The 24465-nt window shown below is 57.2% G+C and carries 22 protein-coding genes; 12 read left to right on the top strand and 10 right to left on the bottom strand.

Going from position 1 to position 24465, the window contains the following annotated elements; all coding sequences use genetic code 11:
• Positions 1–9: 9 nt before the first annotated feature.
• From algC to coaBC, 3 genes are all read right to left on the bottom strand, one after another.
• On the bottom strand, positions 10–1437 hold the full coding sequence (algC, locus tag WG219_20430) for a phosphomannomutase/phosphoglucomutase (protein ID WXL28060.1): 1428 nt from the start codon (positions 1435–1437) through the stop codon (positions 10–12).
• Between the two features lie 1203 nt (positions 1438–2640).
• On the bottom strand, positions 2641–3096 hold the full coding sequence (gene dut / locus WG219_20425; protein WXL25633.1) for a dUTP diphosphatase: 456 nt from the start codon (positions 3094–3096) through the stop codon (positions 2641–2643).
• Between the two features lie 29 nt (positions 3097–3125).
• The gene (gene coaBC, locus WG219_20420; protein WXL25632.1) at positions 3126–4334 is read right to left on the bottom strand and encodes a bifunctional phosphopantothenoylcysteine decarboxylase/phosphopantothenate--cysteine ligase CoaBC; all 1209 of its coding nucleotides are present in this window, start codon (positions 4332–4334) and stop codon (positions 3126–3128) included.
• A gap of 173 nt (positions 4335–4507) precedes the next feature.
• Between coaBC and radC the strand changes: the two genes are divergently transcribed.
• Positions 4508–5182: a DNA repair protein RadC gene (gene radC / locus WG219_20415; protein ID WXL25631.1), complete on the top strand. Its 675-nt coding sequence runs from the start codon at positions 4508–4510 to the stop codon at positions 5180–5182.
• Positions 5183–5213: 31 nt separating this feature from the next.
• On the opposite strand, the gene WG219_20410 is transcribed toward radC, so the two are convergent.
• Positions 5214–6803, bottom strand: a complete 1590-nt coding sequence (locus WG219_20410) for an ABC transporter substrate-binding protein (GenBank protein WXL25630.1) — start codon at positions 6801–6803, stop codon at positions 5214–5216.
• Between the two features lie 344 nt (positions 6804–7147).
• On the opposite strand from WG219_20410, the gene rpmB reads away from it, so the two are divergent.
• Entirely contained in the window at positions 7148–7384 is a 237-nt protein-coding gene (rpmB, locus tag WG219_20405) for a 50S ribosomal protein L28 (GenBank protein WXL25629.1), read from the top strand.
• An 11-nt stretch (positions 7385–7395) separates the two neighbouring features.
• Positions 7396–7551 (top strand): 50S ribosomal protein L33, encoded by a 156-nt coding sequence (gene rpmG, locus WG219_20400; protein WXL25628.1) that lies wholly within the window; start codon positions 7396–7398, stop codon positions 7549–7551.
• Between the two features lie 142 nt (positions 7552–7693).
• Here the strand turns inward: rpmG and WG219_20395 are convergent, their stop codons facing one another.
• A complete protein-coding gene (locus WG219_20395; GenBank protein WXL25627.1) occupies positions 7694–8059 on the bottom strand; it encodes a cupin domain-containing protein in 366 nt (121 codons plus the stop codon).
• 249 nt (positions 8060–8308) lie between these two features.
• Here WG219_20395 and WG219_20390 point away from each other — a divergent pair, with 249 nt between their 5' ends.
• Together WG219_20390 and WG219_20385 are read left to right on the top strand one after the other, a co-directional pair.
• The gene (locus WG219_20390; GenBank protein ID WXL28059.1) at positions 8309–9802 is read left to right on the top strand and encodes an aldehyde dehydrogenase; all 1494 of its coding nucleotides are present in this window, start codon (positions 8309–8311) and stop codon (positions 9800–9802) included.
• Between the two features lie 129 nt (positions 9803–9931).
• Positions 9932–11056 (top strand): MFS transporter, encoded by a 1125-nt coding sequence (locus tag WG219_20385; protein ID WXL25626.1) that lies wholly within the window; start codon positions 9932–9934, stop codon positions 11054–11056.
• Positions 11057–11063: 7 nt separating this feature from the next.
• Here the strand turns inward: WG219_20385 and WG219_20380 are convergent, their stop codons facing one another.
• Both WG219_20380 and WG219_20375 read right to left on the bottom strand, forming a co-directional pair.
• Positions 11064–12485, bottom strand: a complete 1422-nt coding sequence (locus WG219_20380; protein WXL28058.1) for a PLP-dependent aminotransferase family protein — start codon at positions 12483–12485, stop codon at positions 11064–11066.
• A gap of 400 nt (positions 12486–12885) precedes the next feature.
• Positions 12886–14199: an FAD-binding oxidoreductase gene (locus tag WG219_20375; protein ID WXL25625.1), complete on the bottom strand. Its 1314-nt coding sequence runs from the start codon at positions 14197–14199 to the stop codon at positions 12886–12888.
• 162 nt (positions 14200–14361) lie between these two features.
• Between WG219_20375 and WG219_20370 the strand changes: the two genes are divergently transcribed.
• A complete protein-coding gene (locus WG219_20370) occupies positions 14362–14715 on the top strand; it encodes a YkgJ family cysteine cluster protein (GenBank protein ID WXL25624.1) in 354 nt (117 codons plus the stop codon).
• Between the two features lie 3 nt (positions 14716–14718).
• On the opposite strand, the gene WG219_20365 is transcribed toward WG219_20370, so the two are convergent.
• On the bottom strand, positions 14719–15207 hold the full coding sequence (locus WG219_20365; GenBank protein ID WXL25623.1) for an Lrp/AsnC ligand binding domain-containing protein: 489 nt from the start codon (positions 15205–15207) through the stop codon (positions 14719–14721).
• 156 nt (positions 15208–15363) lie between these two features.
• Between WG219_20365 and dadA the strand changes: the two genes are divergently transcribed.
• The 5 genes from dadA (at position 15364) to WG219_20340 (ending at position 19368) form a co-directional block, all read left to right on the top strand.
• Positions 15364–16662, top strand: coding sequence for a D-amino acid dehydrogenase (gene dadA, locus WG219_20360; protein WXL25622.1), 1299 nt, complete (start codon positions 15364–15366; stop codon positions 16660–16662).
• Positions 16637–16987 carry a RidA family protein gene (locus WG219_20355; protein ID WXL25621.1) on the top strand — a complete coding sequence of 117 codons (351 nt, stop codon included), beginning with the start codon at positions 16637–16639 and terminating at the stop codon, positions 16985–16987. Before dadA ends, WG219_20355 begins: the two co-directional genes overlap by 26 nt.
• An 85-nt stretch (positions 16988–17072) precedes the next feature.
• Positions 17073–18152, top strand: coding sequence for an alanine racemase (alr, locus tag WG219_20350; protein WXL25620.1), 1080 nt, complete (start codon positions 17073–17075; stop codon positions 18150–18152).
• 103 nt (positions 18153–18255) lie between these two features.
• A complete protein-coding gene (locus tag WG219_20345; protein WXL25619.1) occupies positions 18256–18804 on the top strand; it encodes a cupin domain-containing protein in 549 nt (182 codons plus the stop codon).
• Between the two features lie 141 nt (positions 18805–18945).
• Positions 18946–19368 (top strand): c-type cytochrome, encoded by a 423-nt coding sequence (locus WG219_20340; GenBank protein WXL25618.1) that lies wholly within the window; start codon positions 18946–18948, stop codon positions 19366–19368.
• A 147-nt stretch (positions 19369–19515) separates the two neighbouring features.
• On the opposite strand, the gene rep is transcribed toward WG219_20340, so the two are convergent.
• Positions 19516–21525 carry a DNA helicase Rep gene (gene rep / locus WG219_20335; GenBank protein WXL25617.1) on the bottom strand — a complete coding sequence of 670 codons (2010 nt, stop codon included), beginning with the start codon at positions 21523–21525 and terminating at the stop codon, positions 19516–19518.
• A 263-nt stretch (positions 21526–21788) separates the two neighbouring features.
• On the opposite strand from rep, the gene WG219_20330 reads away from it, so the two are divergent.
• Positions 21789–23495, top strand: a complete 1707-nt coding sequence (locus WG219_20330) for a bifunctional diguanylate cyclase/phosphodiesterase (GenBank protein WXL25616.1) — start codon at positions 21789–21791, stop codon at positions 23493–23495.
• 23 nt (positions 23496–23518) lie between these two features.
• Here WG219_20330 and pbpG read toward each other — a convergent pair whose 3' ends face one another.
• Entirely contained in the window at positions 23519–24412 is an 894-nt protein-coding gene (gene pbpG / locus WG219_20325) for a D-alanyl-D-alanine endopeptidase (protein WXL25615.1), read from the bottom strand.
• Between the last annotated feature and the right edge of the window lie 53 nt (positions 24413–24465).

Here is a 24465-nt window from a genome sequence, read left to right as displayed (position 1 = left end):
GTTCGCTAATTAAAAAGGCAGTTGCAGGTCAGGTTCGACGCGGCGAAGCTGGGCGCGGAATACTTCCTTGATGCGCTCAAGTTCTTCTTCGCTTTCCGCTTCAAAGCGCAAGACCAGAACGGGCGTGGTATTGGACGCACGGACCAAGCCCCAGCCTTTGGGGTAGTCGATGCGGATGCCGTCGATGTCGGTGAGTTTACCGTCACCCCAGACACCGTCTCGTTGCAGGCTTTCAATAATGCTGAATTTGCTCTGCTCGGTGACTTGAATATTGATCTCCGGCGTGGAGATATCATCCGGGAATGCGCTGAATATCTGATCAGCATTACGGCTGTCCAAGCTGAGGATTTCCAGCAGGCGGGCGGCAGAGTAAATGCCGTCATCAAAGCCGTACCAGCGTTCTTTGATGAAGATATGGCCGCTCATTTCCCCGGCCAGCAGGGCGCCGGTTTCTTTCATTTTCTTTTTCATCAGTGAGTGGCCGGTTTTCCACATCACCGGGCGGCCACCATAGCCGCTGATCAGCGGTGTCAGGCGGCGGGTGCATTTGACGTCGAAGAGGATGTCGGCGCCGGGATTGCGGGCAACCACATCTTTGGCGAAAAGCATCAGCAGGCGGTCAGGGAATACGATTTTGCCGCTGTTGGTCACGACGCCCAGACGGTCACCGTCGCCATCGAAGGCCAGGCCGATGTCGGCATTCTCTTCGCGCACCTTGTTGATCAGGTCTTCGAGGTTTTCTGGTTTGCCCGGATCTGGGTGGTGGTTGGGGAAGTTACCGTCCACCTCGCAGTACAGCGGAATAACGGTACAGCCCAGGGCCTCGATCAATTTCGGGGCGATCACACCGGCTACGCCGTTGCCGCAGTCGACCACTACGCGCATGGGCTTGGCGAGAGCGATGTCATTGCGAATCTGTTGGAAGTAGCTTTCCAAAACGTCGACTTGTTCAACCGAGCCAGTACCACTGCTCAGGTCCTGTTTCTCGATACGCTCACGCAGTGCCTGAATCTGCTCATTAGCCAAGGTGTCACCGGCGATGACAATCTTGAAGCCGTTGTAGTCAGACGGGTTGTGGCTGCCGGTTAGCATGACCGCCGACTTGCCCGCGAGGATATGGGCGGCGTAATACAGAACCGGGGTCGGCACCATGCCGACGTCGCTGACGACACAGCCGCTGTCGGCCAGACCTTGAATCAGTTGTTGCGCCAGCTCTGGACCGGAGAGGCGACCGTCGCGACCAACGGCAACGCAGGGCTCGCCTTGGGCCAAGCTTTGTGAGCCGATGGCGCGGCCGATCCAATAGGCTGTTTCGGCGCTGAGGGTTTTGCCAACAATACCGCGAATGTCATAGGCGCGGAAAATGTCGGCAGGCAGTTGTGGTGCTTGGGTTGCGCCAGTGGCAGCAGGTTCGTTGTTGAGACCTAACAAGTCCATGTCCTCATCGAGAATGTCGATATCCAGAATATCGGTGTCTTGAAACATCGGATCGGCAATCGGCGTTGCGCTTACGGGTTTCTCCGGTGCTGCGACGCTAGCGGTTACCGGTTTGCTCTGTTCAGCGCTGCGTCTGGGCAGGCGCTGAATGGTCTGGGCTAAGTCGCGTAGGGGCTCCAGTTTGAACTCGGGCATTTTGGAGCCCTTGTTGGCAATCAGTGCTTGCAGCATTTGTCCCAGGTGTTCTGTTTCTGTGTTCAGCGTGCGGTGTGTACGGCTGTGCAGCAGGTACAGGCCGAGCAGGGCGCCGCTAAAGGCCAGTAGTGCCGCGCAAAGCAGCAACAGCGGTGACAGCGCTGGGCTGATCAGTTGCGGGCCTGGCGTGAAATTAAGGGTCCAGTTTGGGTTACCGGTGGCAAATGCCTCAGCTGTGCCGTTGGCTTGGCCGCGTTGCAGCAGAACTTGGGCTGCACTGGTACTGAACTTTTGCACCAACTGAATCTGGCCTATTTCGGCCGGTATAGGAGGAAGTAGGGCCGTCAGGCGTTGCAGGTCGACTGCCAGTAACAGCGTGCCGAGGACTGGGCCTTTGTCCTCTTGGCGCAGCGCTGTAGCGCTGTATACCAGCCAGCGATCACCGACTTTGAAAGCCTCGGCTGCGGCGTTCTGGCCATTCTCCACGCGGCGTAGCATATCCAGTGCGGCGAAATTCAGTGGCGCCGCACGGCTGGTGTCTTGGCTGGCCTGGGCGCGCAGGTTGAGGCGGGCGTCGACCACGTCATTCCAGTAAGTGAGACTCTGCTCGGCATTGCGGATCAGTTGAGCATCACCGCTTTGCAGTACCTCAAGCAGTTGCGGGTTGCGGGCGGCCGCCTGGGTATCGGCACTGAGCTGGCGCAGGGCTTTTTCCAAGGTGGCAGCTTGACCTGTGCCCCATGCTTGATTGAGCTGTTGCAGGTGGTGCTGATGGGCGCTGCTGAGTGGACCAAACCAGAGCAGCGCGGCACCTAGGGCAACGCCCAGCAATGAGAGCAAGGTGCCGGGCAGTAAGTCTTTTAAAGCGGGAGCCGCAGGTTTTTCCTGAACCGGTTTAAGCGCCAAGTCGGCACTGCCGGTGATGGCGTCAGTCTCTTTCGCTGTGCGCTTGAAGAGTTTCATGCGGCCTCTCCTCTTATTATTTATATGCCCTAATGGCTTGTGTGGTCAGAGTGTTCCGGAGTGTCCGAAGCCGCCTGCGCCGCGCTGGGTCTCGTCGAACTGCTCAACCAGCTCAAACTTGGCCTGCACGACCGGTACCAGTACCAGTTGCGCAATGCGCTCGCCAATGGTGATGGTGAACGCGCTTTGGCCACGGTTCCAGCAGGAGACCATCAGTTCGCCTTGGTAGTCCGAGTCGATCAGGCCCACAAGGTTACCCAGCACGATGCCGTGTTTATGGCCCAGGCCTGAGCGGGGCAGAATCATCGCGGCCAGACCCGGATCACCGATGTAGATCGACAGGCCGGTGGGAATCAAAACGGTTTGGCCAGGCTCCAGAACGATGTCCTCTTTGAGCATAGCGCGCAGGTCGAGGCCGGCAGAACCAGGTGTGGCATAGGCTGGCAGGGGGAATTCGTTGCCCAGTCGTGGGTCGAGAATCTTGGCTTGTAAGGCGTGCATAGTGGGCTCTGTCTTAATTCGAAAAAGGATCAGCTGCGGTTCAGGCGATCAGCAATGAAGCTCACCAACTGGCGGGCGATCTTGCTTTTGCTGGTCTGAGTGAAGCTAGTCTGGCCGAGTTCCCGGTCGATGATGGTGATGGCGTTTTCTTCACTGTTGAAGCCGATGGTGGGGTTTGCCACGTCATTGGCGACGATCAGGTCAAGATTTTTGTCTTTAAGTTTGCGCGAAGCGTACTCCAGCAGGTTTTGGGTTTCGGCAGCGAAACCTACGCTGAAGGGGCGATCCGGGCGGCTGGCCAGGGTGGCTAGGATGTCCGGGTTGCGCACCATTTGCAGGAGCAGGCCGTCGCCGGTGCTCGGGTCTTTCTTCAGCTTGTGCTGGGCCACCACCTCGGGGCGATAGTCCGCGACAGCCGCTGCGGCGATCAGCAGATCGCAAGGCATGGCGGCCTCGCAGGCGGCGAGCATGTCACGGGCGCTGACCACATTGATGCGCTCGACGCGGTCCGGTGTTGGCAGGTGCACCGGGCCGCTGATCAGGGTTACTTTGGCACCGGCTTCGGCCGCTGCTTCTGCTAGGGCAAAGCCCATTTTCCCGGAGCTATGGTTAGTGATGTAGCGCACTGGGTCGATGTTTTCCTGGGTTGGGCCAGCAGTGATCAGGACGTGCTTGCCGGTCAGCGCCTTGCATTGGAAGCAATCAGCCGCACATTGCGCCAGCTGTTCGGCTTCCAGCATGCGGCCTAGGCCGACGTCGCCACAGGCCTGGCTCCCAGCAGCCGGACCGAAGAGGTGGAAACCCCGTGAACGCAGAAGCTCTGCATTGGCCTGGGTCGCAGGATCCCGCCACATGGCCTGATTCATCGCCGGAGCCAGTGCTACTGGCGCATCGGTGGCCAGTACCAATGTGGTCAGCAGGTCGTCAGCCACGCCTTGAGTCAGGCGCGCCATCAGGTCGGCGGTGGCTGGGGCGATGAGGATCATGTCGGCCCAGCGCGCCAAGTCGATATGGCCCATCCCGGCTTCGGCAGCGGGGTCGAGCAGATTGAGGTGGACCGGGTGGCCGGAGAGGGCCTGTAACGTCAGCGGGGTGATGAATTCTTGCCCGGCTTTGGTCATGACGACGCGCACGTCTGCGTCTTGATCTTTGAGTCGGCGAATCAGCTCAGCACTCTTATAGGCAGCGATACCGCCGCCTACGCCCACAATAATGCGTTTCCGATACAGCCGCTGCATAGACCTGCCTTGTTTCGAAGATGGATGTGCGTCACGGCGTTGGCATTCCCCTGCGCGACTGCCGTGCAAAGGCCGCTACGATAGCACAGCAGCCGCCATGAAGCAGTGCTGCCGATGCCCTGTAAGTCTGGCGTCGCGGCGTTGCCGGATGGCTTTAAACACAAGGAGGTGTGATGAGTATTCGTGATTGGCCAGCGGCAGAGCGGCCGCGGGAAAAGCTTTTGGCGCAGGGTGCTGTGAGCCTGACGGATGCGGAGCTGCTGGCAATCTTCCTGCGTACCGGCGTGGCGGGTTGCAGTGCGGTGGACTTGGCCCGTCAGTTATTAAGTGAGTTTGGTAGCTTGCGGGCGCTCTTACAGGCCGACTTGCCTTCATTTTCTCAGCACTTGGGCTTGGGCCCGGCCAAGTTCGCCCAATTACAGGCGGTGTTGGAAATGGGCCGGCGGAATTTGGCGGAACAGCTGCGCCGTGAGTCTGCGTTGGAAAGCCCGCAAGCGGTGCGCGATTACTTAAAGACGTTGCTACGCCACGAGCCCCACGAAGTGTTCGGTTGCCTGTTTTTGGATGCCAAACACCGGGTTTTGGCGTTCGAGGCGCTGTTCCATGGCTCAATCGACAGTGCCAGTGTGTATCCCCGGCAAGTGGTTAAGCGGGCGCTGTTCCACAACGCGGCAGCGCTGATTCTTACCCACAATCACCCCTCGGGCGTTGCAGAACCGAGTCAGGCTGATCGCGACCTGACCCGGCGCTTGAAGGATGCGCTGGCGTTGGTGGATGTACGGGTGCTGGATCACTTTATCGTCGGCGACGGTGAGCCGCTGTCGATGGCTGAGTATGGTTGGGTATGAACCAGCCCCTTGTGCAGGGGCTGGTGTGAGATCAGCGGCTGACCTGCACCTTCGAGAAATCGACGCGGCCAAATGGGCTCACTGTGTAGCCGCTGACCTTTTTACTCAGTAGGGCGTAGGCGGTGGGGTGCGCCAGGGGCAGCCACAGCGCTTGTTCCTGAATGATGCGCTGCGCTTCCTTATATAAGCGGCTGCGTTCGGCTTGGTCGCTGTTGGCTTTGCCGTCGCTGATTAGCTTGTCCAGCGTAGGGTCGCAGTAGCGGGCGAAGTTCAGCCCGGATTCAACTGAGGCGCAGGAAAACTGCGGGGTGAGGAAGTTGTCTGGATCGCCATTGTCGCCAGCCCAGCCCATAAACAGCAGGTCGTGCTCACCGGCTTTAGCACGACGGATCAGCTCGCCCCATTCAATCACGCGGATATCTGCCTTGATGCCCACTTCGGCCAGGTCAGCCTGCAGCAGTTGAGCCCCCATGCTGGGGTTGGGGTTAAGCAAGCTGCCGCTGGGGCGGGTCCAGATGGTGGTGTTGAAGCCATTCTCCAACCCGGCCTCTTTTAGCAGGGCTTTGGCTTTTTGCGGATCGTGAGCATAACCCGGCAATTCGCTGTTATAGCTCCACGTGTTGGCAGGATAAGGGCCGTTGGCCACTTCGGCGCTGTTCTCGAAGACGGCTTGCAGGTAGCTGGCTTTGTCGAAGGCCAGGTTGATGGCCTGCCGCACCTGCGGTTTATCCAGAGGTGCGTGTTGGCTATTGATGCCAACGAAAGCCGTCATGAATGCAGCGGTATGGGCGCTTTGCAGGTTGGGGTCGTTCTTGATTGCTTGAATATCTTGCGGCTTAGGCGACAGGGCAATCTGGCATTCGCCGCGCCGCAGTTTCTGCAAGCGCACATTAGCGTCCGGGGTGATGGCGTAGATCAAGTTGTCCACAGCCGGTTTGCCCGCGAAATAATTCGGATTGGCGCTGTAGCGTATAACGGCATCTTTCTGAAAACGCTTGAGCACGAACGGGCCGGTGCCCACGGGCTGGCTGTTGAGCAGTTCCTGTTTGCCTGCAGCGAGCAATTGGTCGGCGTATTCGGCGGAATAAATGGAAGCAAAGCCCATGCTGAGGATCGCGAGGAAGGTAGCGTCCGGGCGATTCAGGGTGATACGTAGGCTGTGTTCGCCGGTTTTCTCCACGTTTTTAATCAGGCTGGGCCACTGCATCGACTGCGCATGTGGATAACCGCTGGCCGCCACGGCATGCCAGGGGTGATCGGCGTTGAGCATGCGCTGGAAGCTGAACAGCACATCGTCAGCTGTCAGCTGCCGTGTTGGGGTGAAATAGGGCGTGGTGTGAAAGCTGACATTGCTGCGTAGGGTGAAGTCATAGGTCAGGCCGTCCTCACTGACCGTCCAGCTTTCTGCAAGGCTGGGTACGAGCTTGCCGCTGGCTGTGTCGAAATCGACCAGGCGGTTCATCAGAACATCCGCAGACGCATTGGTGGTGGTCAGCGAGTTGTACTGCACCACATCGAAACCGTCCGGGCTGGCTTCCGTGCATACGCTCAGCGTGCTGGCCTGGGCCAGGGCTGGCAGGAGGAATGGGGCAATCAGCAGCGGCAGTGCAGCAAGGCGCATGGGAGCTCCAGAGTATTGAGTCATCGGGGTAACTTAACCCTAGGGCATTAACAGGGTTTCAGGCAATGAGGGCGCGCGACGAATGGTCAAGCGGATGGGATGCTGTGCACAGCGCCATCAGCGTGTAAAATGTGGCGTCTGTAAAACACATGGCAAGTGCAGATTGCCTTGTGGCGCCAGGGGCTTTCTGGTATAAAGCAGCGCTCTTTTGTAGGGGCCCGGTTCTTGCGCTTTCAGGTATGGCCGGTAAGACCCTCGAGATACGTGGCGTCGAGCGCCAATGACATTGAGTTTATGCGGCCAACCCATGCCGGGTTGGGCATGTGGTTTTAGAGGGCTGAGGCATGTCGAGAGTCTGTCAAGTTACCGGTAAGGGTCCGGTAACCGGGAACAATATTTCCCACGCAAACAACAAAACCCGTCGTCGTTTCCTGCCGAACCTGCAGCATCACCGCTTCTGGGTTGAGTCTGAGAAGCGTTTTGTACGTCTGCGCGTTTCCGCCAAGGGCATGCGTGTAATCGACAAGCGTGGTATTGACGCTGTTCTGGCCGAGCTGCGTGCTCGCGGCGAAAAGGTTTAAGGAGCTAAATCATGCGTGAATTGATCCGTTTGATCTCGAGTGCCGGTACTGGTCACTTCTACACTACCGACAAGAACAAGCGCACCACTCCAGACAAGATCGAAATCAAAAAGTACGATCCTGTTGTGCGCAAGCACGTGATCTACAAAGAAGGCAAAATCAAGTAATTGATTCTGCTTGCTTTGAAAAAGCCCGCCTAGTGCGGGCTTTTTTATGCCTGTAATTTGTCTCCTTTCCCCTTGCCCCGTTCATAGCGCAAGAAAAAGCCCGCACTAAGCGGGCTAAAAGGGGACAAAACTGATACTGAGTTTACTGGCTCTTTTGCTCAAAGATAACGTAAACCTTACGGGTAGGCTCTAGCACCTCCCAGGTGCCGCTAAAACCTGCCGGAATGACGAAGCGATCACCGGCGCGCAGGGTTTTGGCGTTGCCATCTTTGTCACGTAATACCGATACACCCTGAAGCATTTCGCAGTATTCATGCTCGGTGTAGTTGATGGTCCAGTGACCCACTTCGCCTTCCCAGATGCCGGTGCTGAATTGGCCGCACGGGCTTGAATAGTGGTTGCGTACATTTTGCTCGGCGCCGCCTTTGAGAATCTTCTCAGGGGCCGGGCGGTAGTGCTCGGCTGGTGTGGTGGCTTGAGCAAAGTCGATGATGCTGTCGATGTTCATAAGCAAGTCCGATAAAGGTACGCACTGCTACGGCAGGCTTGTTGTGGTGGGTTCAGATGAACGGCCAGTCTATGTTTAATAATCCGCACATAACAAGCCAGTTGGGCCTGTGTTTGTAAAAAATATTGGAAGTATCGGGGCCTCTGGTTTAGTGTTGAGGCAAGAGTGGGTTGGCGTGAACCCATGCAAAATAATTTACAGCGCAAGCGCAATCTGCGGCGCTATCACTGCTATATAGGGGATGTTCGTATGACTAGCCTGACACGTGCCGACTGGGAACAGCGCGCCAAGGACCTGAAAATTGAGGGCCGGGCCTTTATTCACGGTGAGTACCGTGATGCTGTTTCTGGCGACACCTTTGACTGCATTAGCCCGGTAGATGGTCGCCTGCTAGGACAGGTAGCCAGCTGTGATCTGGCTGATGCCGACCAGGCAGTTGCCGATGCCCGCGCAACATTTGAATCCGGTGTGTGGTCGCGTATGGCGCCGGTGGAGCGTAAAAAGCGCATGATCCGCCTGGCTGATCTGATCGAAGCCCATCGCGATGAGCTGGCCCTGCTGGAAACCCTGGATATGGGTAAGCCGATTGGCGATTCCCTGTCGGTTGACGTGCCAGCGGCTGCCCGTGCTATCCGTTGGAGCGGCGAAGCCATCGACAAGATTTATGACGAAGTCGCTGCCACCTCGCATAACGAGCTGGGCTTGGTCACTCGCGAGCCGGTAGGCGTGGTTGCGGCAATCGTGCCGTGGAACTTCCCGCTGCTGATGACCTGCTGGAAATTGGGCCCGGCACTGTCCACCGGTAACTCGGTCATCCTCAAGCCTTCCGAAAAATCCCCGCTGACCGGTCTGCGTCTGGCTCAACTGGCTATTGAAGCTGGTATTCCTGCGGGCGTGCTGAACGTGTTACCGGGCTTCGGCCACACCGTGGGTAAAGCACTGGCATTGCATATGGATGTCGACACGCTGGTGTTTACCGGCTCGACCAAGATCGCCAAGCAGCTGATGATCTACGCTGGCGAATCGAACATGAAGCGCGTTTGGCTGGAGGCCGGTGGTAAGAGCCCGAATATCGTGTTCGCTGATGCCCCGGATCTGAAGGCCGCCGCTGAAGCCGCAGCCAGTGCCATCGCCTTTAACCAGGGCGAAGTGTGCACCGCTGGCTCCCGTCTGCTGGTGGAAAATTCCATCAAAGATAAATTTGTGCCGATGGTGGTTGAAGCCATCAAGGCTTGGAAACCGGGCAACCCGCTGGATCCGGCCACCAACGTGGGTGCGCTGGTTGACACCACGCAGATGAACAACGTGCTGAGCTACATCAAAGCTGGTCACGATGATGGCGCCAAGCTGGTTGCTGGTGGTAATCGCGTACTCGAAGAAACTGGCGGTACCTACGTGGAACCAACCATTTTTGACGGCGTAACCAATGCCATGCGCATCGCCAAGGAAGAAATCTTTGGCCCAGTGCTGTCGGTGATTGGCTTCGATACAGTCGAAGAGGCCATCGAAATTGCCAACGACACCATCTACGGTCTGGCAGCCGGTATCTGGACCAGTGACCTGTCCAAGGCGCACCTGACTGCCAAGGCTGTGCGCGCCGGTAGCGTCTGGGTCAATCAGTACGATGGCGGCGACATGACTGCGCCGTTCGGTGGCTTTAAGCAGTCGGGTAATGGCCGTGACAAGTCCCTGCATGCCTTTGATAAGTACACCGAGCTGAAGGCGACTTGGATCAAGCTGTAAGCGTTCAATAGGTCCGCCCTTCGGGGCCGGTTGAGGCAGCTTCAGGCTGCTAGTCGCCACACCTGCGGCCGGGTTTCCTTTGGAGATCCGGCCGTTTTGGTTTTCGAGGTGTTCACAAGGGTTCTGGTAATGCGTTGGGGTACATACTTTGCAGTCTGCGCAGCAGTAATCAGTATCGGTCTGGCACTGGGCGTAACTATGCCGCTGGTGTCATTACGCCTGGAGGAGTGGGGCTACAGCTCCTTCGCTATTGGCGTAATGGCGGCTACACCTGCGGTGGGCGTTTTGTTGGGCGCCACACTGGCAGGGCGTCTGGCGGCTTGGTTAGGCACTGTGCGGCTGATGCAGGCGTGCCTGTTGTTTGGTGCGTTGTCCGTCATCAGCATGGCGCTGATTCAGCACTATGTGGTGTGGCTGGTGCTGCGGCTGGTGCTGGGTATTGGCCTGACGGTTGTCTTTGTGCTCGGTGAAAGCTGGATTAACCAGCTGGCGGTGGAAAAGTGGCGCGGGCGTTTAGTGGCGCTGTATGGCACGGGTTACGCGCTGAGCTATCTGTGTGGACCTTTGTTGCTGGCTGCGGTTGGGGCAGAAGGTGATCTGGGCTTCTGGGTCGGTGTGGGCCTGTTGATTGGGGCTGCCATGCTGTTGCTGGGGCGTACTGGCGCACCAAGCGTAGAGGCGCACAGTGCTTCGGCGCGTAATCTGCTGACGTTCTGCCAGCGTATGCCGGCGATTGCCTGGGCGGTGATGTTGTTTGCCGCATTTGAGGCGATGGTGCTGACGTTGATGCCGATTTACGGGCTGCGTCAGGGCTTCACTCAGGAAGTCGCACTGTTCATGGTCAGTGTGGTGGTGGTGGGTGATGCTGCGTTGCAGTTGCCGATTGGTTGGTTGGCCGATCAGATGTCCCGGCGTCGCTTGTTTCTTATCTGTGGCGTGGTGCTGATGTTGTCCAGCCTTGCGGTGCCGCTGAGCTTGCATACGCCTTTGATTTGGCCGGTACTGATCCTGTTTGGCGCGACTGCAGGCAGCCTGTTTACGATCTCACTGATTTTGATCGGTGAGCGCTTTCGTGATGATCAATTGGTCCAGGCGAACGCTCATATTTCCCAACTTTGGGGCCTTGGCTGCTTGGTCGGCCCGCTGCTGACGGGGGCGGTCACGCAGTGGGTCAGCGGCCATGCCCTGCCGCTGATGATGGCCTTAGGTGCTGCTGGATTTGTCGTGTTGGCTTGGCGCGGCAAGGGCTTGTAGAACCGTATTAAAGGGATTCGCTCATCAACTGCTGGATGCACTGCCCCAGCAGTTGTATGGCGTGTTCCAGCTGCGCAGTGGGTTTTTGTGCGTAGTTAATGCGCAGGCAATTACGGAACTTGCCGGCGGCGGAAAAGATGCTGCCGGGGGAGATGATCAGCTTGTGCGGCAGCAGCAGGCGATTGAGGCGTTGGCTATCGAAGTCTTCGGCTAGCTCGAGCCACAGCATGAAACCACCATGGGGCTGGCTGAGGCGGGTTTGTTCCGGTAGATAGCGTCTGATCCATTCAATCATCACATCGCGGTTGCCGGCGTACTGGCTACGCATGCGCCGTAGATGTGGCTGGTAATGGCCGCTTTTTAAGTAGTCCGCCAGGGCTTCCTGTGGCAGCTGCGCGGTCATGCCGCTGGAAATGTATTTTTGGTGCAGAACGACGGGCAGGTATCGCCCCGGTGCGATCCAGCCAATACGGATGCCGGGCGCCAATGTCTTCGAGACCGAGCTGCACAGGACTACGCGGCCATCCTCATCGAAGGATTTAATTGAACGTGGGCGTGGGTAGCTGTACGCCAGATCGCCATACACATCATCTTCGATAATCGCCACGTCGTGGCGCTGGGCAAGGGCCAGCAGTCGGCGCTTGTGGGTGTCCGGCATGATGTATCCAAGCGGATTATTGCAGCTGGGTGTGAGCTGAATCACTTTGATCGGCCACTGTTCCAGTGCCAGCTCCAGTGCATCCAGGCTGATGCCGGTCAGTGGGTCGGTGGGCAGTTCCAGGGCCTTGATGTCAAAGCCTTTAAGCGCCTGCATGACGCCGTGGAAGCTGGGGGAGTCCACCGCGACGATATCACCTGCTTTGCACAGAGAGCGAAAGGCGACCGAGAGCGCTTCGTGGCAGCCGCTGGTAACGATGATTTCATCGGCAGGAATTTGGCTGCCGGAGTCGAGCATCAGCCGTGATAACTGCTCCCGTAGTGCCTGATGGCCCTTCAGGCTGCCGTAGCCGAGGTCTTTGGTCTGCTGGCGTCGGCTCAGGCGAGACAAGCTGCGTAGCAGGGGCTTCAGGGTGGGGCTGCTGATATCCGGCATGCCCCGGCCCAGTTGCAGAATGCCGTCGTCTGGGGCCAGGCTGACTAGGTCCAGCACATGATCCCACTGGGAGATATCCACAGGTCGTTGTGCTGCCCGGCTGATATTGGGTAATTGCGCAGGTGTGCGGTTGAACGGCACAAAATAACCAGACTTGGGTTTAGGCGAGGCCAAGCCAAGGTCTTCAAGGTGCCGGTATGCCTGCTGTACGGTGCTCAGGCTGACGCCGTGCTCTTGGCTTAGGGCACGGACAGAGGGCAGACGGTCGCCCGGCCGGTACAGCCCCTTTTCAATGCGTGTGCTGAGTTGCTCGGCCAGATTGATATAGAGCGTCATAGCAGGCTCTTCCTGAAGCGATGGAGTCATACAGATCGGATCAAAAAGCTCAATTCAGATGAATTTGCGGGGCATCTGTATGTTTTTAATAGGCGCTTTTTGAGTCTGTAAGGCGATTGCCAGTGGTTCCATCATGAGCTCTAACACACTTAAGTGACAGGGGTTCAGGATGAAAGGTTACAAGTCGGGCGTGCTGGGAGAGACACGGACTGTATTGAGAGGGGTGGCTACTTCGAATCGTCTGTATGGTGCTGGGTTACGTTGGTGGCGCTTGTGTTACCAGCGCATGCAGACGCGGCGCGTGCTGCGCCAGCTAAGCGACGACGAGCTGAAAGATGTGGGGCTTAGCAGGACGCAGGCCTTACGTGAGGCCTGGCGCCCATTCTGGCTATGACGGTGTTTACACCAGCTCTTTCAGGCGGTGCCAGAGCATGCCCAACGCCAACAGTGGCGAACGTAGGTGTTTGCCGCCGGGGAAGGTGATATGTGGCACTTTAGCGAACAGATCGAAACCGCCCCCCAGCTGGCCGCTGATGGCTTCACCCAGTAGTTTGCCTGCCAGGTGCGTGGCATTTACGCCATGCCCAGCGTAGGCCTGGGCGAAATAGACATTCGGGTGTTGTGGTAAGCGACCGATTTGCGGCAGGCGGTTGGCGCCGATCCCGATCATGCCGCCCCACTGGAAGTCGATGCGTTTTTTGGCCAGCTGCGGGAACACCTTGAGCATTTTCGGCCGCATATACGCCGCGATGTCAGCCGGGTCACGCCCTGAATAATGGCAGGCGCCACCGAACAGTAGGCGGCGGTCAGCTGAAAGGCGGTAGTAGTCCAGCGCGACGCGCTGATCACACAGGGCCATGTTTTGCGGGATCAAGGATTTGGCTTCCGCTTCGCTGAGCGGTTCGGTGGCGATCACATAGCTGCCCGCTGGCAGTACCTTGCCACCAATAGTCGGGTCTAGGCCGTTCAGGTAGGCGTTGCAGGCCAGTACCAGATTGGCCGCGCGAACCACCCCTTGAGCAGTATGAACGCTCACTTGTGGGCCGTATTCGATACGGGTTACAGCGGAATCTTCAAACAGTTGTACGCCCAGATTCTGTGCGGCAACCGCTTCACCCAAAGCAAGGTTGAGCGGGTGCAGGTGGCCAGAACCCATGTCGATCATGCCACCAACATACTGATTGGAACCCACGACTTCGTGTACTTGGTCGGGTTGTAGCAGGCGCATTTCGTGGCGGTAACCCAACTGCTTGAGTTCAGCCATATCCTCAGCAAAACCTTCGAGGTGGCTGGGCTTGTTGGCTAAGTCGCAGTAGCCCCAAGTCAGGTCGCAGTCGATGTTGAATTCGGCCACGCGCTGGCGCACCAGCTCGACGGCTTCCAGCCCCATCAACTTAATTTGGCGCACCCCATCGCTGCCGATGACGTTTTCAAACTGCTCGACACCATGGCCGACGCCGCGAATAAGCTGACCACCATTGCGTCCGCTGGCACCCCACCCCACTTTCCGGGCCTCAACCAACACAACCGAGAGACCTTTTCGCGCCAGCTCAATGGCCGTGTTCAGGCCAGAGAAGCCGCCACCGACAATGCACACATCAGCGCGAACCTCCCCACGGAGGGCTGGGAACCCAAGTTGCTGGTTAGCGGTTGCAGCGTAGTAAGACGCTGCGTGCTGATGGGTGTGCACGGGCTGGTGAACGCGGCCGCTCATGTGTGAAATCCTGATTATTGTGTTGTGGAAATTTTACGAAGCATAAGCGCCGAACTTGCCTTGCGCCAAGTCCAAGGTCGTAAATGAACTGCGTCGTGGCGACAAAAGCCGCTCTGGCGCGGCCTGCGTTAGAATGGTTAATCTGGTTAGAGGGCGCATATGATGAGCTGTGTCAGCCGCAAAATTGATCGTCTGCGTTTGCAGATACCCAGCTTCGCCTGTGTGCCTGGCTGTCACGACTGTTGTGGCCCGGTCACGGCATCGTCTGAAGAAATGTCACGCCTGCCGGTTAAAACCGATGCGGAGCATGATGCTGCGCTGGCGGAATACAACTGCGTGCATCTTGGTCCAAACGGCTGTGAGGTGTACGACCAGCGCCCGCTTATTTGCCGACTATTCGGCACCACCGAAAGCCTGCCTTGCCCTCGAGGGCAACGCCCTGAAGAGTGGATCGAGCCTGCAGTGGAGCGGCAGGTGCATCAACTGATTGCCAGCACCCGCCAGGTCTTAGTGTGAGTCTTAGTCTGCAATTGGCAGGCTAAGGGTCTCTTTTACCTCTTCCATCACGATATAGCTTTTCGACTCACGCACATGAGGTAGCTTAAGCAGGATGTCGCCGAGCAACTTGCGATAACTGGCCATCTCGTTGATTCGGGCTTTTACCAAGTAGTCGAAATCCCCGGATACCAGATGGCATTCCAGAACGTGCGGTAGCTTCAGCACGGCGCGGCGGAATTCTTCGAAGGTATCGCCGGACTTGTAGTCCAGGCTGATTTCGACAAACACCAGCAGGCTGGCTTTAAGGTTTTGCGGGTTCAGGCGGGCGTGGTAGCCCATGATGATGCCTTCGCGCTCCAGGCGGCGGACCCGCTCGGTGCAGGGAGTGGTGGAAAGGCCTACACGATCACCCAGTTCGGTAAAGCTGATACGCCCGTCCTCCTGCAGGATTCGCAGGATATTACGGTCAATCTTGTCCAGTTCACGTTTGCTCTGATGTTGAGTACGCAAGGTGGATACCCCTCTGCAAAAGCCGATTGTGCCAAGGATTCTCGCCAAATATAGCTGGTTATATAGTGAAATGCACTGCTGAAGAATTCCTATACTTCGCCCAACTGTGGTCTAGATAAAAGCACAAAAGTACTGATTGTGGTTTAGGAGAGCGTCATGCGTGTTTTGGTTCTCGGTAGTGGTGTGATCGGCACTGCCAGTGCGTACTACCTGGCTCGGCAAGGTTTTGAAGTCGTTGTGGTGGACCGTCAGCAGGCGCCTGCTATGGAAACCAGCTTCGCCAACGCAGGTCAGGTTTCGCCCGGCTACGCCTCGCCGTGGGCTGCCCCTGGCGTTCCCTTGAAGGCTATCAAGTGGCTGCTGGAGAAGCACGCTCCATTGGCCATCAAAGCGACCGGTGATGTCGATCAGTACCTGTGGATGGCGCAGATGTTGCGCAACTGCACCGCAAGCCGTTACGCCGTGAACAAAGAGCGCATGGTGCGACTGTCTGAGTACAGCCGTGATTGCCTGGATGAGCTGCGTGCTGAAACAGGTATCACCTATGAAGGCCGCATGCTGGGCACTACTCAGCTGTTCCGCACCCAGGCACAACTGGATAATGCTGCGAAGGACATTGCTGTTCTGGAGCAATCAGGTGTTCCTTACGAGTTGCTGGATCGCGCTGGCATTGCCCGTGTTGAGCCGGCCTTGGCTTCAGTCACTGATAAGCTCGCGGGTGCCCTGCGTCTGCCTAACGACCAGACCGGCGATTGCCAAATGTTCACCACCAAACTGGCTGAAATGGCCCGGAATCTTGGTGTTGAGTTCCGCTTCGGGCAAAACATTCAGCGCTTGGATGCGGTGGGTAACCGCCTCAATGGCGTGTGGATCGACGGTAAGCTAGAAACCGCCGATCAGTATGTGCTCGCGCTGGGCAGCTACAGCCCGCAAATGCTCAAGCCGCTGGGGATCAAGGCGCCAGTTTATCCGCTGAAGGGCTACTCCCTGACCGTGCCAATCACCAATCCAGATATGGCGCCGACCTCAACCATTTTGGATGAAACCTATAAAGTAGCGATCACCCGCTTCGACAACCGCATTCGTGTTGGCGGCATGGCGGAAATTGCTGGATTTGATCTGAGCCTCAATCCACGTCGCCGTGAAACGCTGGAAATGATCACTGGTGATCTCTACCCGCAGGGTGGTGATCTGTCTCGTGCTGAGTTCTGGACAGGGCTGCGTCCTGCTACACCGGACGGCACCCCAATTGTTGGCGCAACTCCGATCAGCAACTTGTACCTCAATACCGGGCATGGAACGCTGGGCTGGACCATGGCCTGTGGCTCTGGTCGCCTGTTGGCTGATCTGATGGCGAAAAAACGTCCACAGATCAGCGCTGAGGGTTTAGATATTTCCCGTTATAACAATTCTTCAGAGAGTTCCAAGCATGTCAGTTCAGCGCCTGCGCACTGAAGCTCGTTTCAGCGAAATCGTCATCCACAACAACACCGTTTACCTGGCGGGTCAGCTGGCGGATGATTACAGCGGCGATATCGTGCAGCAAACCCAGGAAACCCTGGCCAACATTGATCGCTTTCTGGCTGAGGCCGGTAGCGATAAGTCGAAGATTCTCTCCGTCACTATCTTTCTAAAAGATATGGAGCGTGACTACTACGGGCTTAATCAGGTTTGGGATGCTTGGGTTGCTCCGGGAGCAGCCCCGGCCCGAGCCTGTGTCGAAGCCAAAATGTATAAGCCTGAAGTGCTGGTTGAAATGACAGTGGTGGCTGCTCAGTAAGCCGATCTGCTGTTTCACTTGCGAGTCCGGTCGCCGGTATTTTTGAGAAGTCTACTGGCGACTGTTTGAATATAACGAGAAGTCCATGCGTCCTGCCCGTGCCCTGATTGATTTAAATGCCTTACGACATAATTACCAGTTGGCCCGTGAAAGCTCCGGTGCCCGCGCCTTGGCTGTGATCAAGGCTGATGCCTATGGTCATGGCGCCGTACGCTGTGCCCAAGCCTTACAGGATATTGCCGACGGCTACGCTGTTGCCTGTATTGAGGAGGCTCTACAGCTGCGCGAGGCGGGGATCCGCGGTCCAATTTTGTTGCTGGAAGGCTTCTTTGAGGCCGAAGAGCTGGCGCTGATTGAACAGCATGAATTTTGGTGTGTTGTACACACTCAATGGCAGCTGGAGGCCATCGAGCGTAGTTCGGTCAAGGCTCCGCTGACTGTATGGCTGAAAATGGATAGCGGCATGCACCGCGTTGGTTTTCATCCTGAGCAATATGAGGGCGCGTATAAGCGTCTGCAGGCCACCGGTAAGGTGGGGAAAATCGTTTTGATGAGTCACTTCTCGCGTGCGGATGAGTTGGATTGTGCGCGCAGCGAAGAGGCTTTCGAACAGGCTCGCCAAGCACTCAATGCGGAGGTGAGCTTACGCAATTCACCGGCCATTCTGGGCTGGCCACAGCTGTTCCCGCAGCCGCAGAGTAACAACTGGGTTCGCCCAGGGCTGATGCTTTATGGTGCTACGCCATTTGAAGTTGAGCATGCACTGGCCAGCCAGCTTCAGCCAGTGATGACGGTTGAGTCGAAAATCATCAGCGTGCGTGAGCTTCCTGCCGGTGAGCCAGTGGGCTATGGCGGCAAGTTCGTTTGCGAGCGCACAACCCGTGTGGGCGTTGTCGCAATGGGCTATGCCGATGGTTACCCGCGCCATGCGCCAACCGGGACTCCGGTCGCGGTGGATGGTCAACTGACTCGCCTGATTGGGCGGGTGTCGATGGATATGCTGACGGTTGATCTGACTGATCTGCCCGACGCTGGCGTTGGCAGCCGTGTTGAGCTGTGGGGCAAGCAAGTTCTAGCCAGCGATGTGGCCATGTCTGCTCAGACCATTCCCTATCAGATATTCTGCAATCTGCGACGCGTTCCACTGCTTTATACCGACGTCTAGATGAACGGCTGTGTGGATTAGTCCTCCTTGGTGTTGTAAATACTGAACGCTGTTGCCATGATACGGGCACATCTTTCCGTTACTTCCCGAGGGGGCTCCCACATTGGACGTCGGCGTTCGACTGCAATCCATCCGCAAGCTCAAAGGTCTTTCCCAGCGTGAACTCGCCAAGCGTGCGGGTGTCACCAATAGCACTATTTCCATGATTGAAAAGAACAGCGTCAGCCCTTCGATCAGTTCGCTGAAGAAGGTGCTTGGGGGAATCCCTATGTCGCTGGTGGAGTTCTTTTCTCTGGATGTCGAGCAGGAAAGTCAGACTCAGGTGGTCTACCGGGCGGCCGAACTGACGGATATATGCAGTGGCGCGATTACCATGAAGCTAGTGGGCAAGGCGCATCCAAGTCGGGCGATTGCCTTCCTTGATGAAACCTATCCGCCAGGTGCCGACACGGGTGATGAGATGTACGCCCACGATGGTGAAGAGGCCGGTATGCTGATGGAGGGTAAGCTGGAACTGACAGTCGGATCCGAGGTGTTTATCCTTGAGCCCGGCGACAGCTACTATTTCGAAAGCACCAGGCCACATCGCTTCCGTAACCCGTTTGATCTGCCTGCACGGCTGATTAGCGCCACAACGCCGGCGAATTTCTAAGCCTGAGAAGAACGTTGGTTCAGGCTTTTCAATAACCCTGCGACAATATGGGTTGTTTCGGGTTGCTGCGCGAACCTATATAATATCTGCCGCTCGCGAAACCGTGGCCGCGAGCGTGACTAGCCACGATGAGGGTGTACCGTGAATCTGATTAAGAAAATGCTGGTGGCACCAGCTGCTGTATTGGCCCTGTGGGCAGTGACTGCTCAGGCCACGACTGATGAGGCTATTGCCGAACGTCTGAAGCCGGTTGGTGAAGTATGTATCCAGGGCGAAGAGTGCAAAGGCGTTGGCGCCGTTGCCGTAGCTGCTGGTGGTGGCGCACGTAGCGCTGACGACATCATCGCCAAGCATTGCAATGCTTGCCATAGCACTGGCCTGCTGGGTGCACCGAAAATCGGTGACACTGCTGCATGGAAAGAGCGTGCCGATCACCAAGGTGGTCTGGACGGCATCCTCGCTAAAGCTATCACCGGTATCAACGCCATGCCTCCGAAAGGCACCTGCGCTGATTGCTCGGATGACGAGCTGCGTGGTGCTATTCAGAAGATGTCTGGTCTGTAATCGCACTGATCTAAAAAAGCCGCCTCTAGGGGCGGCTTTTTATTGCCTGCTGTTTCGCTGTGCGGGTCTTGTTGTCGCGATATTCACGGTTCAAGCCGTTCCCACGGAGACCTCCGGCATAAAGCCCTTCTTACTGAAGGGCAGATGCTAGCGTTTGAGCATGGCCCGCATGTTGGCTAGAGCGTCGTTACCGCGTGCGGTTTTCACTTCTTGTGGAGCGTCCTCAAGGCCTTCCCATTGCAAGTCTTCAGGCGGCAGTTCGTCGAGGAAACGGCTTGGCAGGCAGTCCATGATCTCGCCGTATTGCTTGCGCTTGGCGGCAAAGGTCATCACCAGGTTTTGTCGTGCGCGGGTGATGCCGACATAGGCCAGGCGGCGCTCTTCTTCGATGGTGTCGGCTTCGATGCTGGAGCGGTGCGGGAGGATTTCCTCTTCCATGCCGATGATGAACACGTAGGGGAACTCCAGACCTTTAGAGGCATGCAGAGTCAGCATCTGCACGCCGTCGGCGCCTTCTTCCTCTTCCTGCTGACGCTCAAGCATGTCGCGCAGTACCAGCTTGCCGATGGCGTCTTCGATGGTCATGTCGCCATCTTCGTCGCGCTCAAGGGTGTTCTTCAGGGCATCGACGAGGAACCAGACGTTGCCCATGCGTGCGTCAGCGACCTTGTCGTTGGAAGCGTTCTGGCGCAGCCAGTTTTCGTAGTCGATGTCCATCACCATGCTGCGGATGGCGGCAATTGGATCGTTCTGCGCGCACTCCTGGCGAATGCGGTCCATCCAGCGGGTAAAGCGGTTCAGGCGGTCGGTGTAACGGGCGTCCAGCACTTGGCTCAGCCCCATTTCTCCCGCTGCAGCGTACATGCTGATGTTGCGTTCGGAGGCGTAGTTGCCGAGTTTTTCCAGCGTCGCAGAGCCGATTTCCCGCCGTGGCACGTTAATGACGCGCAGGAAGGCGTTGTCGTCATCCGGGTTTACCAGCAGGCGGAAGTAGCTCATCAGGTCTTTCACTTCCTGGCGGGCGAAGAAGCTGGTGCCGCCGGATAAGCGATAAGGAATCTGATGATGCTGCAATTTCAGCTCCATCAGTTTGGCCTGATAGTTCCCCCGATAGAGGATGGCAAAGTCGCTGTATGGGCGCTGCGTGCGCATGTGCAGCGTGAGGATTTCCAGGGCGACCCGTTCGCACTCGGCATCTTCGTTGCGGCAACGGATTACGCGGATTTCATCGCCCACGCCCATCTCCGACCACAGTTGCTTCTCGAAGGCGTGGGGGTTGTTGGCGATCAACACGTTGGCGCATTTGAGGATGCGGCTGGTGGAGCGGTAGTTTTGCTCCAGCATGACCACCTTCAAGGAGGGATAGTCTTCCTTGAGCAGCATCAGGTTTTCGGGGCGGGCGCCACGCCAAGCGTAGATAGATTGATCGTCGTCGCCCACCACGGTGAACTGGTTGCGCATGCCCACCAGAAGTTTGACCAGTAAGTACTGGCTGGCGTTGGTGTCCTGATATTCGTCCACCAGCAGGTAGCGGATGCGGTTCTGCCACTTTTCCAGAATGTCGGCATGTTCTTGAAAGAGCTTCACCGGCAGCAGGATCAGGTCGTCAAAGTCCACCGCGTTGTAGGCTTTAAGCGTGCGCTGATAGTGCAGGTAGACGATGGCGGCAGTTTGTTCTTTGGGGTTGCGCGCCTTGCTGATGGCTTCATCGGGCAGAATCAGGTCGTTCTTCCAGGCACCGATGTAGTTTTTGATCTCGTCGATGCCGTCGTCGCCGGAATACTCTTTCTGCATGATGTCCGAGAGCAAGGCTTTGATATCGCCGTCATCGAAGATCGAGAAGCCGGGTTTGTAGCCCAGACGTGCGTATTCCTTGCGGATGATGTTCATCCCCAAGTTGTGGAAGGTTGAGACGGTCAGCCCGCGTCCTTCTGCACCTTTAAGCAGCGTGCCGACCCGCTCCTTCATTTCCCGGGCCGCCTTATTGGTAAAGGTCATGGCAACGATGTGGCGGGCCGCTATGCCGCAGTTCTGCACCAAATGGGCGATTTTGCGGGTAATTACGCTGGTTTTGCCGGAGCCTGCGCCGGCGAGCACCAGAAGCGGGCCGCCGACATAGTTCACGGCTTCCTGCTGCCGGGGGTTCAGTCGGGACATTCAATCAATCGTCAGGGGAAAGTGGCCGTGCATTTTAACAGGCCGGGCGCTGTGCTGTGACTGCCTAATAAATGTGTTGTGCGTCACATAATAATGGTGTGATGGGGTTGGCTAAATTCTGTAATACATTACTCTGCTCGTTATAAAGCTCGCTTGTAGTGACGCAAGACAGGGCAGTATTCACTAGGGAAAGTGACTGAGTCGTCGGTTATGACGCGTCCGGACGGTGAATACCGTTCATTTCTGCTGTATGGGGGGGCTGTTTGGCGGCGTTAGTCCAACCGTTAGAGGTGTGCCTGCTAGCGGAAACACAGAGCTGGGATTCGCTGCTGCGTGAGTGTCTGAACTCATTCGGCGGTGCTTATCGATTTATTACCGCGCCATCCTGGCAAGCGGTCAGTCCTCTATTTGATGAATCCAGCCACGCCGTAGTGCTTGCGACGGCAACGCAATTACCTTCGCTGAGCAACTGTCCGCTTCCTGTCGTCCTCCTTCTTGATCATCAGCCTGATGTGGAGCCTGAGGGTGTAGCCGATTGGCTGGTGCGTGATCATCTGAGTGCTGAGGTCGTACGCCGTTGCCTGCGATATGCCTGTGAGCGAGGGAGTCTGAACGAAACACTGAACCGTCTGGCTGAGCAGGATGTGCTCACTGGCATCGCCAACCGGCAGGGATTTCAGACGTTATTGGCTGTGCGTCTGGCCGAATTTGATGGGCGCGGTCTGGTGCTGGGCCACTTGGACTTGGATAACTTTCGCCACGTCAACGATGCGCTCGGTTACCGGGGTGGCGACAGCCTGATTCTGCAGGTCGTGAACCGCATCAGTGCGTTGCTGCAAGCAGGCGAGCAACTGGCTCGTTTGGGCAGTGATGAGTTTGCGCTTTTGATAGATACCCGCCGAGACCCTCGGCGAGCCGAGATTCTGGCAAGTAAAGTCACTGAGGCGCTCGATGAGCCTTACTGGATTGACGGGGAAAGCCTGTTAATGGGCTGTAGCCTCGGCCTGGCGAGTGCCACCAGTGAGAGCACTGTCGATACCTTGATGTGGCATGCCCACATTGCCATGCAGCAGGCCAAAACCCAGCAGGGGTGCACGTTCTATTTCTACGATGAGCGCTTTAATCGCAGCGCCCGTAGCCAGGTTGATCTTGAAGGCGAGCTGCGGCGTGCTTTGCGCCGCGATGAACTAGAGCTGCATTATCAGCCGCGTTTGTGCCTGACCACTGAGCGTATCGTCGGGCTTGAGGCGCTGGTGCGCTGGCGCCACACCAAGCATGGCTTGCTGGGGCCGGATGAGTTCGTACCGCTGGCAGAAGAGAGCGGCTTGATTGTGCCGTTGGGTTACTGGGTGATTAGCCGAGCGCTGCGTGATATGCAGTGGCTGCGGGCGCAAGGTTTGCCGCCTCTGCATATGGCGGTGAATCTGTCATTCCGCCAGTTTCAGGACAGCCAGTTGTTGCCGACGCTTGAGCGCTTAATCAAAGAGCATGGCGTTGATGCACGTTGGCTTGAGTTTGAGTTGACCGAAACCGCAGTCATGCGTCGCAGCGAGAAGGTCCAGCAAACCATGCTGGAGCTGGAGCACTTGGGCGTTCAGTTTTCGCTGGATGACTTTGGTACAGGCTTCTCATCTTTCGTGCACCTCAACAGCCTGCCAATCACCTTACTGAAGATCGATAAGAGCTTTGTTGGCGGGATGATTGAGCGCGCTGAGAATCGTCAGTTAGTACGGGCGATGATCAACCTGGCGCATAACCTCAACCTGCAAGTGGTTGGGGAGGGTGTGGAGACGACCGAGCATCTGGCGCTGTTGCGGCAGTATGGCTGTGACCAGGCACAGGGTTATTTGATCAGCAAAGGCTTGCCATTGGCGGAGCTGGTTCGTTTCTTACTGGCGGAGCATTTGCGCCCGCCGGTTGTGCCTTCGGTGGACTCTTCAGCTGACAGCAGCGGTAAAGCCTTGCAGTAATACCGCTGCTTATTGTCAGCAGGTTAGCGTGCCTGACGCTGCGCTAACTTCTGCTCACGGTAGCTAATGGCAGCAGCTGGAACCGGCGTCACCCGGCCGGTTTCCAGCCAGCGTTTGAGGCGTGTGGCGTCGGCCATGTGGGTGTACTTACCAAAGGAGTCCAGCACCACGAAGGCGACTTGGCGCTGGTTCATGACGGTATTCATCACCAGGCAGCGGCCCGCTTCGCCGGTGTAGCCGGTTTTACTCAGGTTAACTTTCCAGTCTGGCTTGCGTACCAAGTTATTGGTGTTGCGAAAGCCTAGGGTGTAGTTCGGTTTGCGGAATGCTTGAGTTTTTTCCGAAGCGGTGCTGAATTGCTTGATGAGTGGATACTGGCTGGCTGCTTTAACCATCAATACCAAGTCCCGGGCACTGGATACGTTGTGCTCAGATAGGCCGGTCGGTTCGACAAAACGCGTGTGGTTCATGCCCAAGCTGCGAGCCTTGTCATTCATGGCGCGGATAAAGGCGTTGTAGCCGCCAGGGTAGTGGTGGGCAAGGCTGGCTGCAGCACGGTTTTCCGAAGCCATCAGGGCGATCTCGATCATGTCGCGGCGGCTCAATTCGCTGCCTACGCGGACACGGGAGAACACGCCCCGCATTTCTTTGGTCTCACTGATGTTGATGGCCAGCATCTCGTTCAGCGGCAGCTTTGCATCCAGCGCCACCATTGCGGTCATCAGCTTGGTCACCGAGGCTATAGGAACGACCGTGTCGGCATTGCGCTCGTAAAGAATTTGGTTGGTGTTGAGATCGACCAGCAGCGCACTGCCTGCAGCCAGATCCTGCTGGTTGGGGGAGGCGTAAGTAACGCTGGAGGCTATGACGCTGCTGCAAATCAGCAACAGACTCGCGAGTGCATGGCGAATTTTCACGAAGGGGGCTTCACGGCTAGTGGAAGGGAGCGCGGGGGCTGGCGCAGTATACG

The organism is Pseudomonas mendocina (assembly GCA_037482215.1).
Lineage (GTDB): Bacteria > Pseudomonadota > Gammaproteobacteria > Pseudomonadales > Pseudomonadaceae > Aquipseudomonas > Aquipseudomonas mendocina_E.
The sequence above is the reverse complement of the archived record's forward strand: the minus strand, read 5'-3'. Positions and strand labels throughout refer to the sequence as shown.

Excerpts from the sequence above, each read along its gene's own strand:
- algC (WXL28060.1), bottom strand. The coding sequence starts at position 1,437 with ATGGACTTGTTAGGTCTCAACAACGAACCTGCTGCCACTGGCGCAACC.
- dut (WXL25633.1), bottom strand. The coding sequence starts at position 3,096 with ATGCACGCCTTACAAGCCAAGATTCTCGACCCACGACTGGGCAACGAA.
- coaBC (WXL25632.1), bottom strand. The coding sequence starts at position 4,334 with ATGCAGCGGCTGTATCGGAAACGCATTATTGTGGGCGTAGGCGGCGGT.
- radC (WXL25631.1), top strand. The coding sequence starts at position 4,508 with ATGAGTATTCGTGATTGGCCAGCGGCAGAGCGGCCGCGGGAAAAGCTT.
- WG219_20410 (WXL25630.1), bottom strand. The coding sequence starts at position 6,803 with ATGCGCCTTGCTGCACTGCCGCTGCTGATTGCCCCATTCCTCCTGCCA.
- rpmB (WXL25629.1), top strand. The coding sequence starts at position 7,148 with ATGTCGAGAGTCTGTCAAGTTACCGGTAAGGGTCCGGTAACCGGGAAC.
- rpmG (WXL25628.1), top strand. The coding sequence starts at position 7,396 with ATGCGTGAATTGATCCGTTTGATCTCGAGTGCCGGTACTGGTCACTTC.
- WG219_20395 (WXL25627.1), bottom strand. The coding sequence starts at position 8,059 with ATGAACATCGACAGCATCATCGACTTTGCTCAAGCCACCACACCAGCC.
- WG219_20390 (WXL28059.1), top strand. The coding sequence starts at position 8,309 with ATGACTAGCCTGACACGTGCCGACTGGGAACAGCGCGCCAAGGACCTG.
- WG219_20385 (WXL25626.1), top strand. The coding sequence starts at position 9,932 with ATGCGTTGGGGTACATACTTTGCAGTCTGCGCAGCAGTAATCAGTATC.
- WG219_20380 (WXL28058.1), bottom strand. The coding sequence starts at position 12,485 with ATGACGCTCTATATCAATCTGGCCGAGCAACTCAGCACACGCATTGAA.
- WG219_20375 (WXL25625.1), bottom strand. The coding sequence starts at position 14,199 with ATGAGCGGCCGCGTTCACCAGCCCGTGCACACCCATCAGCACGCAGCG.
- WG219_20370 (WXL25624.1), top strand. The coding sequence starts at position 14,362 with ATGAGCTGTGTCAGCCGCAAAATTGATCGTCTGCGTTTGCAGATACCC.
- dadA (WXL25622.1), top strand. The coding sequence starts at position 15,364 with ATGCGTGTTTTGGTTCTCGGTAGTGGTGTGATCGGCACTGCCAGTGCG.
- WG219_20355 (WXL25621.1), top strand. The coding sequence starts at position 16,637 with ATGTCAGTTCAGCGCCTGCGCACTGAAGCTCGTTTCAGCGAAATCGTC.
- alr (WXL25620.1), top strand. The coding sequence starts at position 17,073 with ATGCGTCCTGCCCGTGCCCTGATTGATTTAAATGCCTTACGACATAAT.
- rep (WXL25617.1), bottom strand. The coding sequence starts at position 21,525 with ATGTCCCGACTGAACCCCCGGCAGCAGGAAGCCGTGAACTATGTCGGC.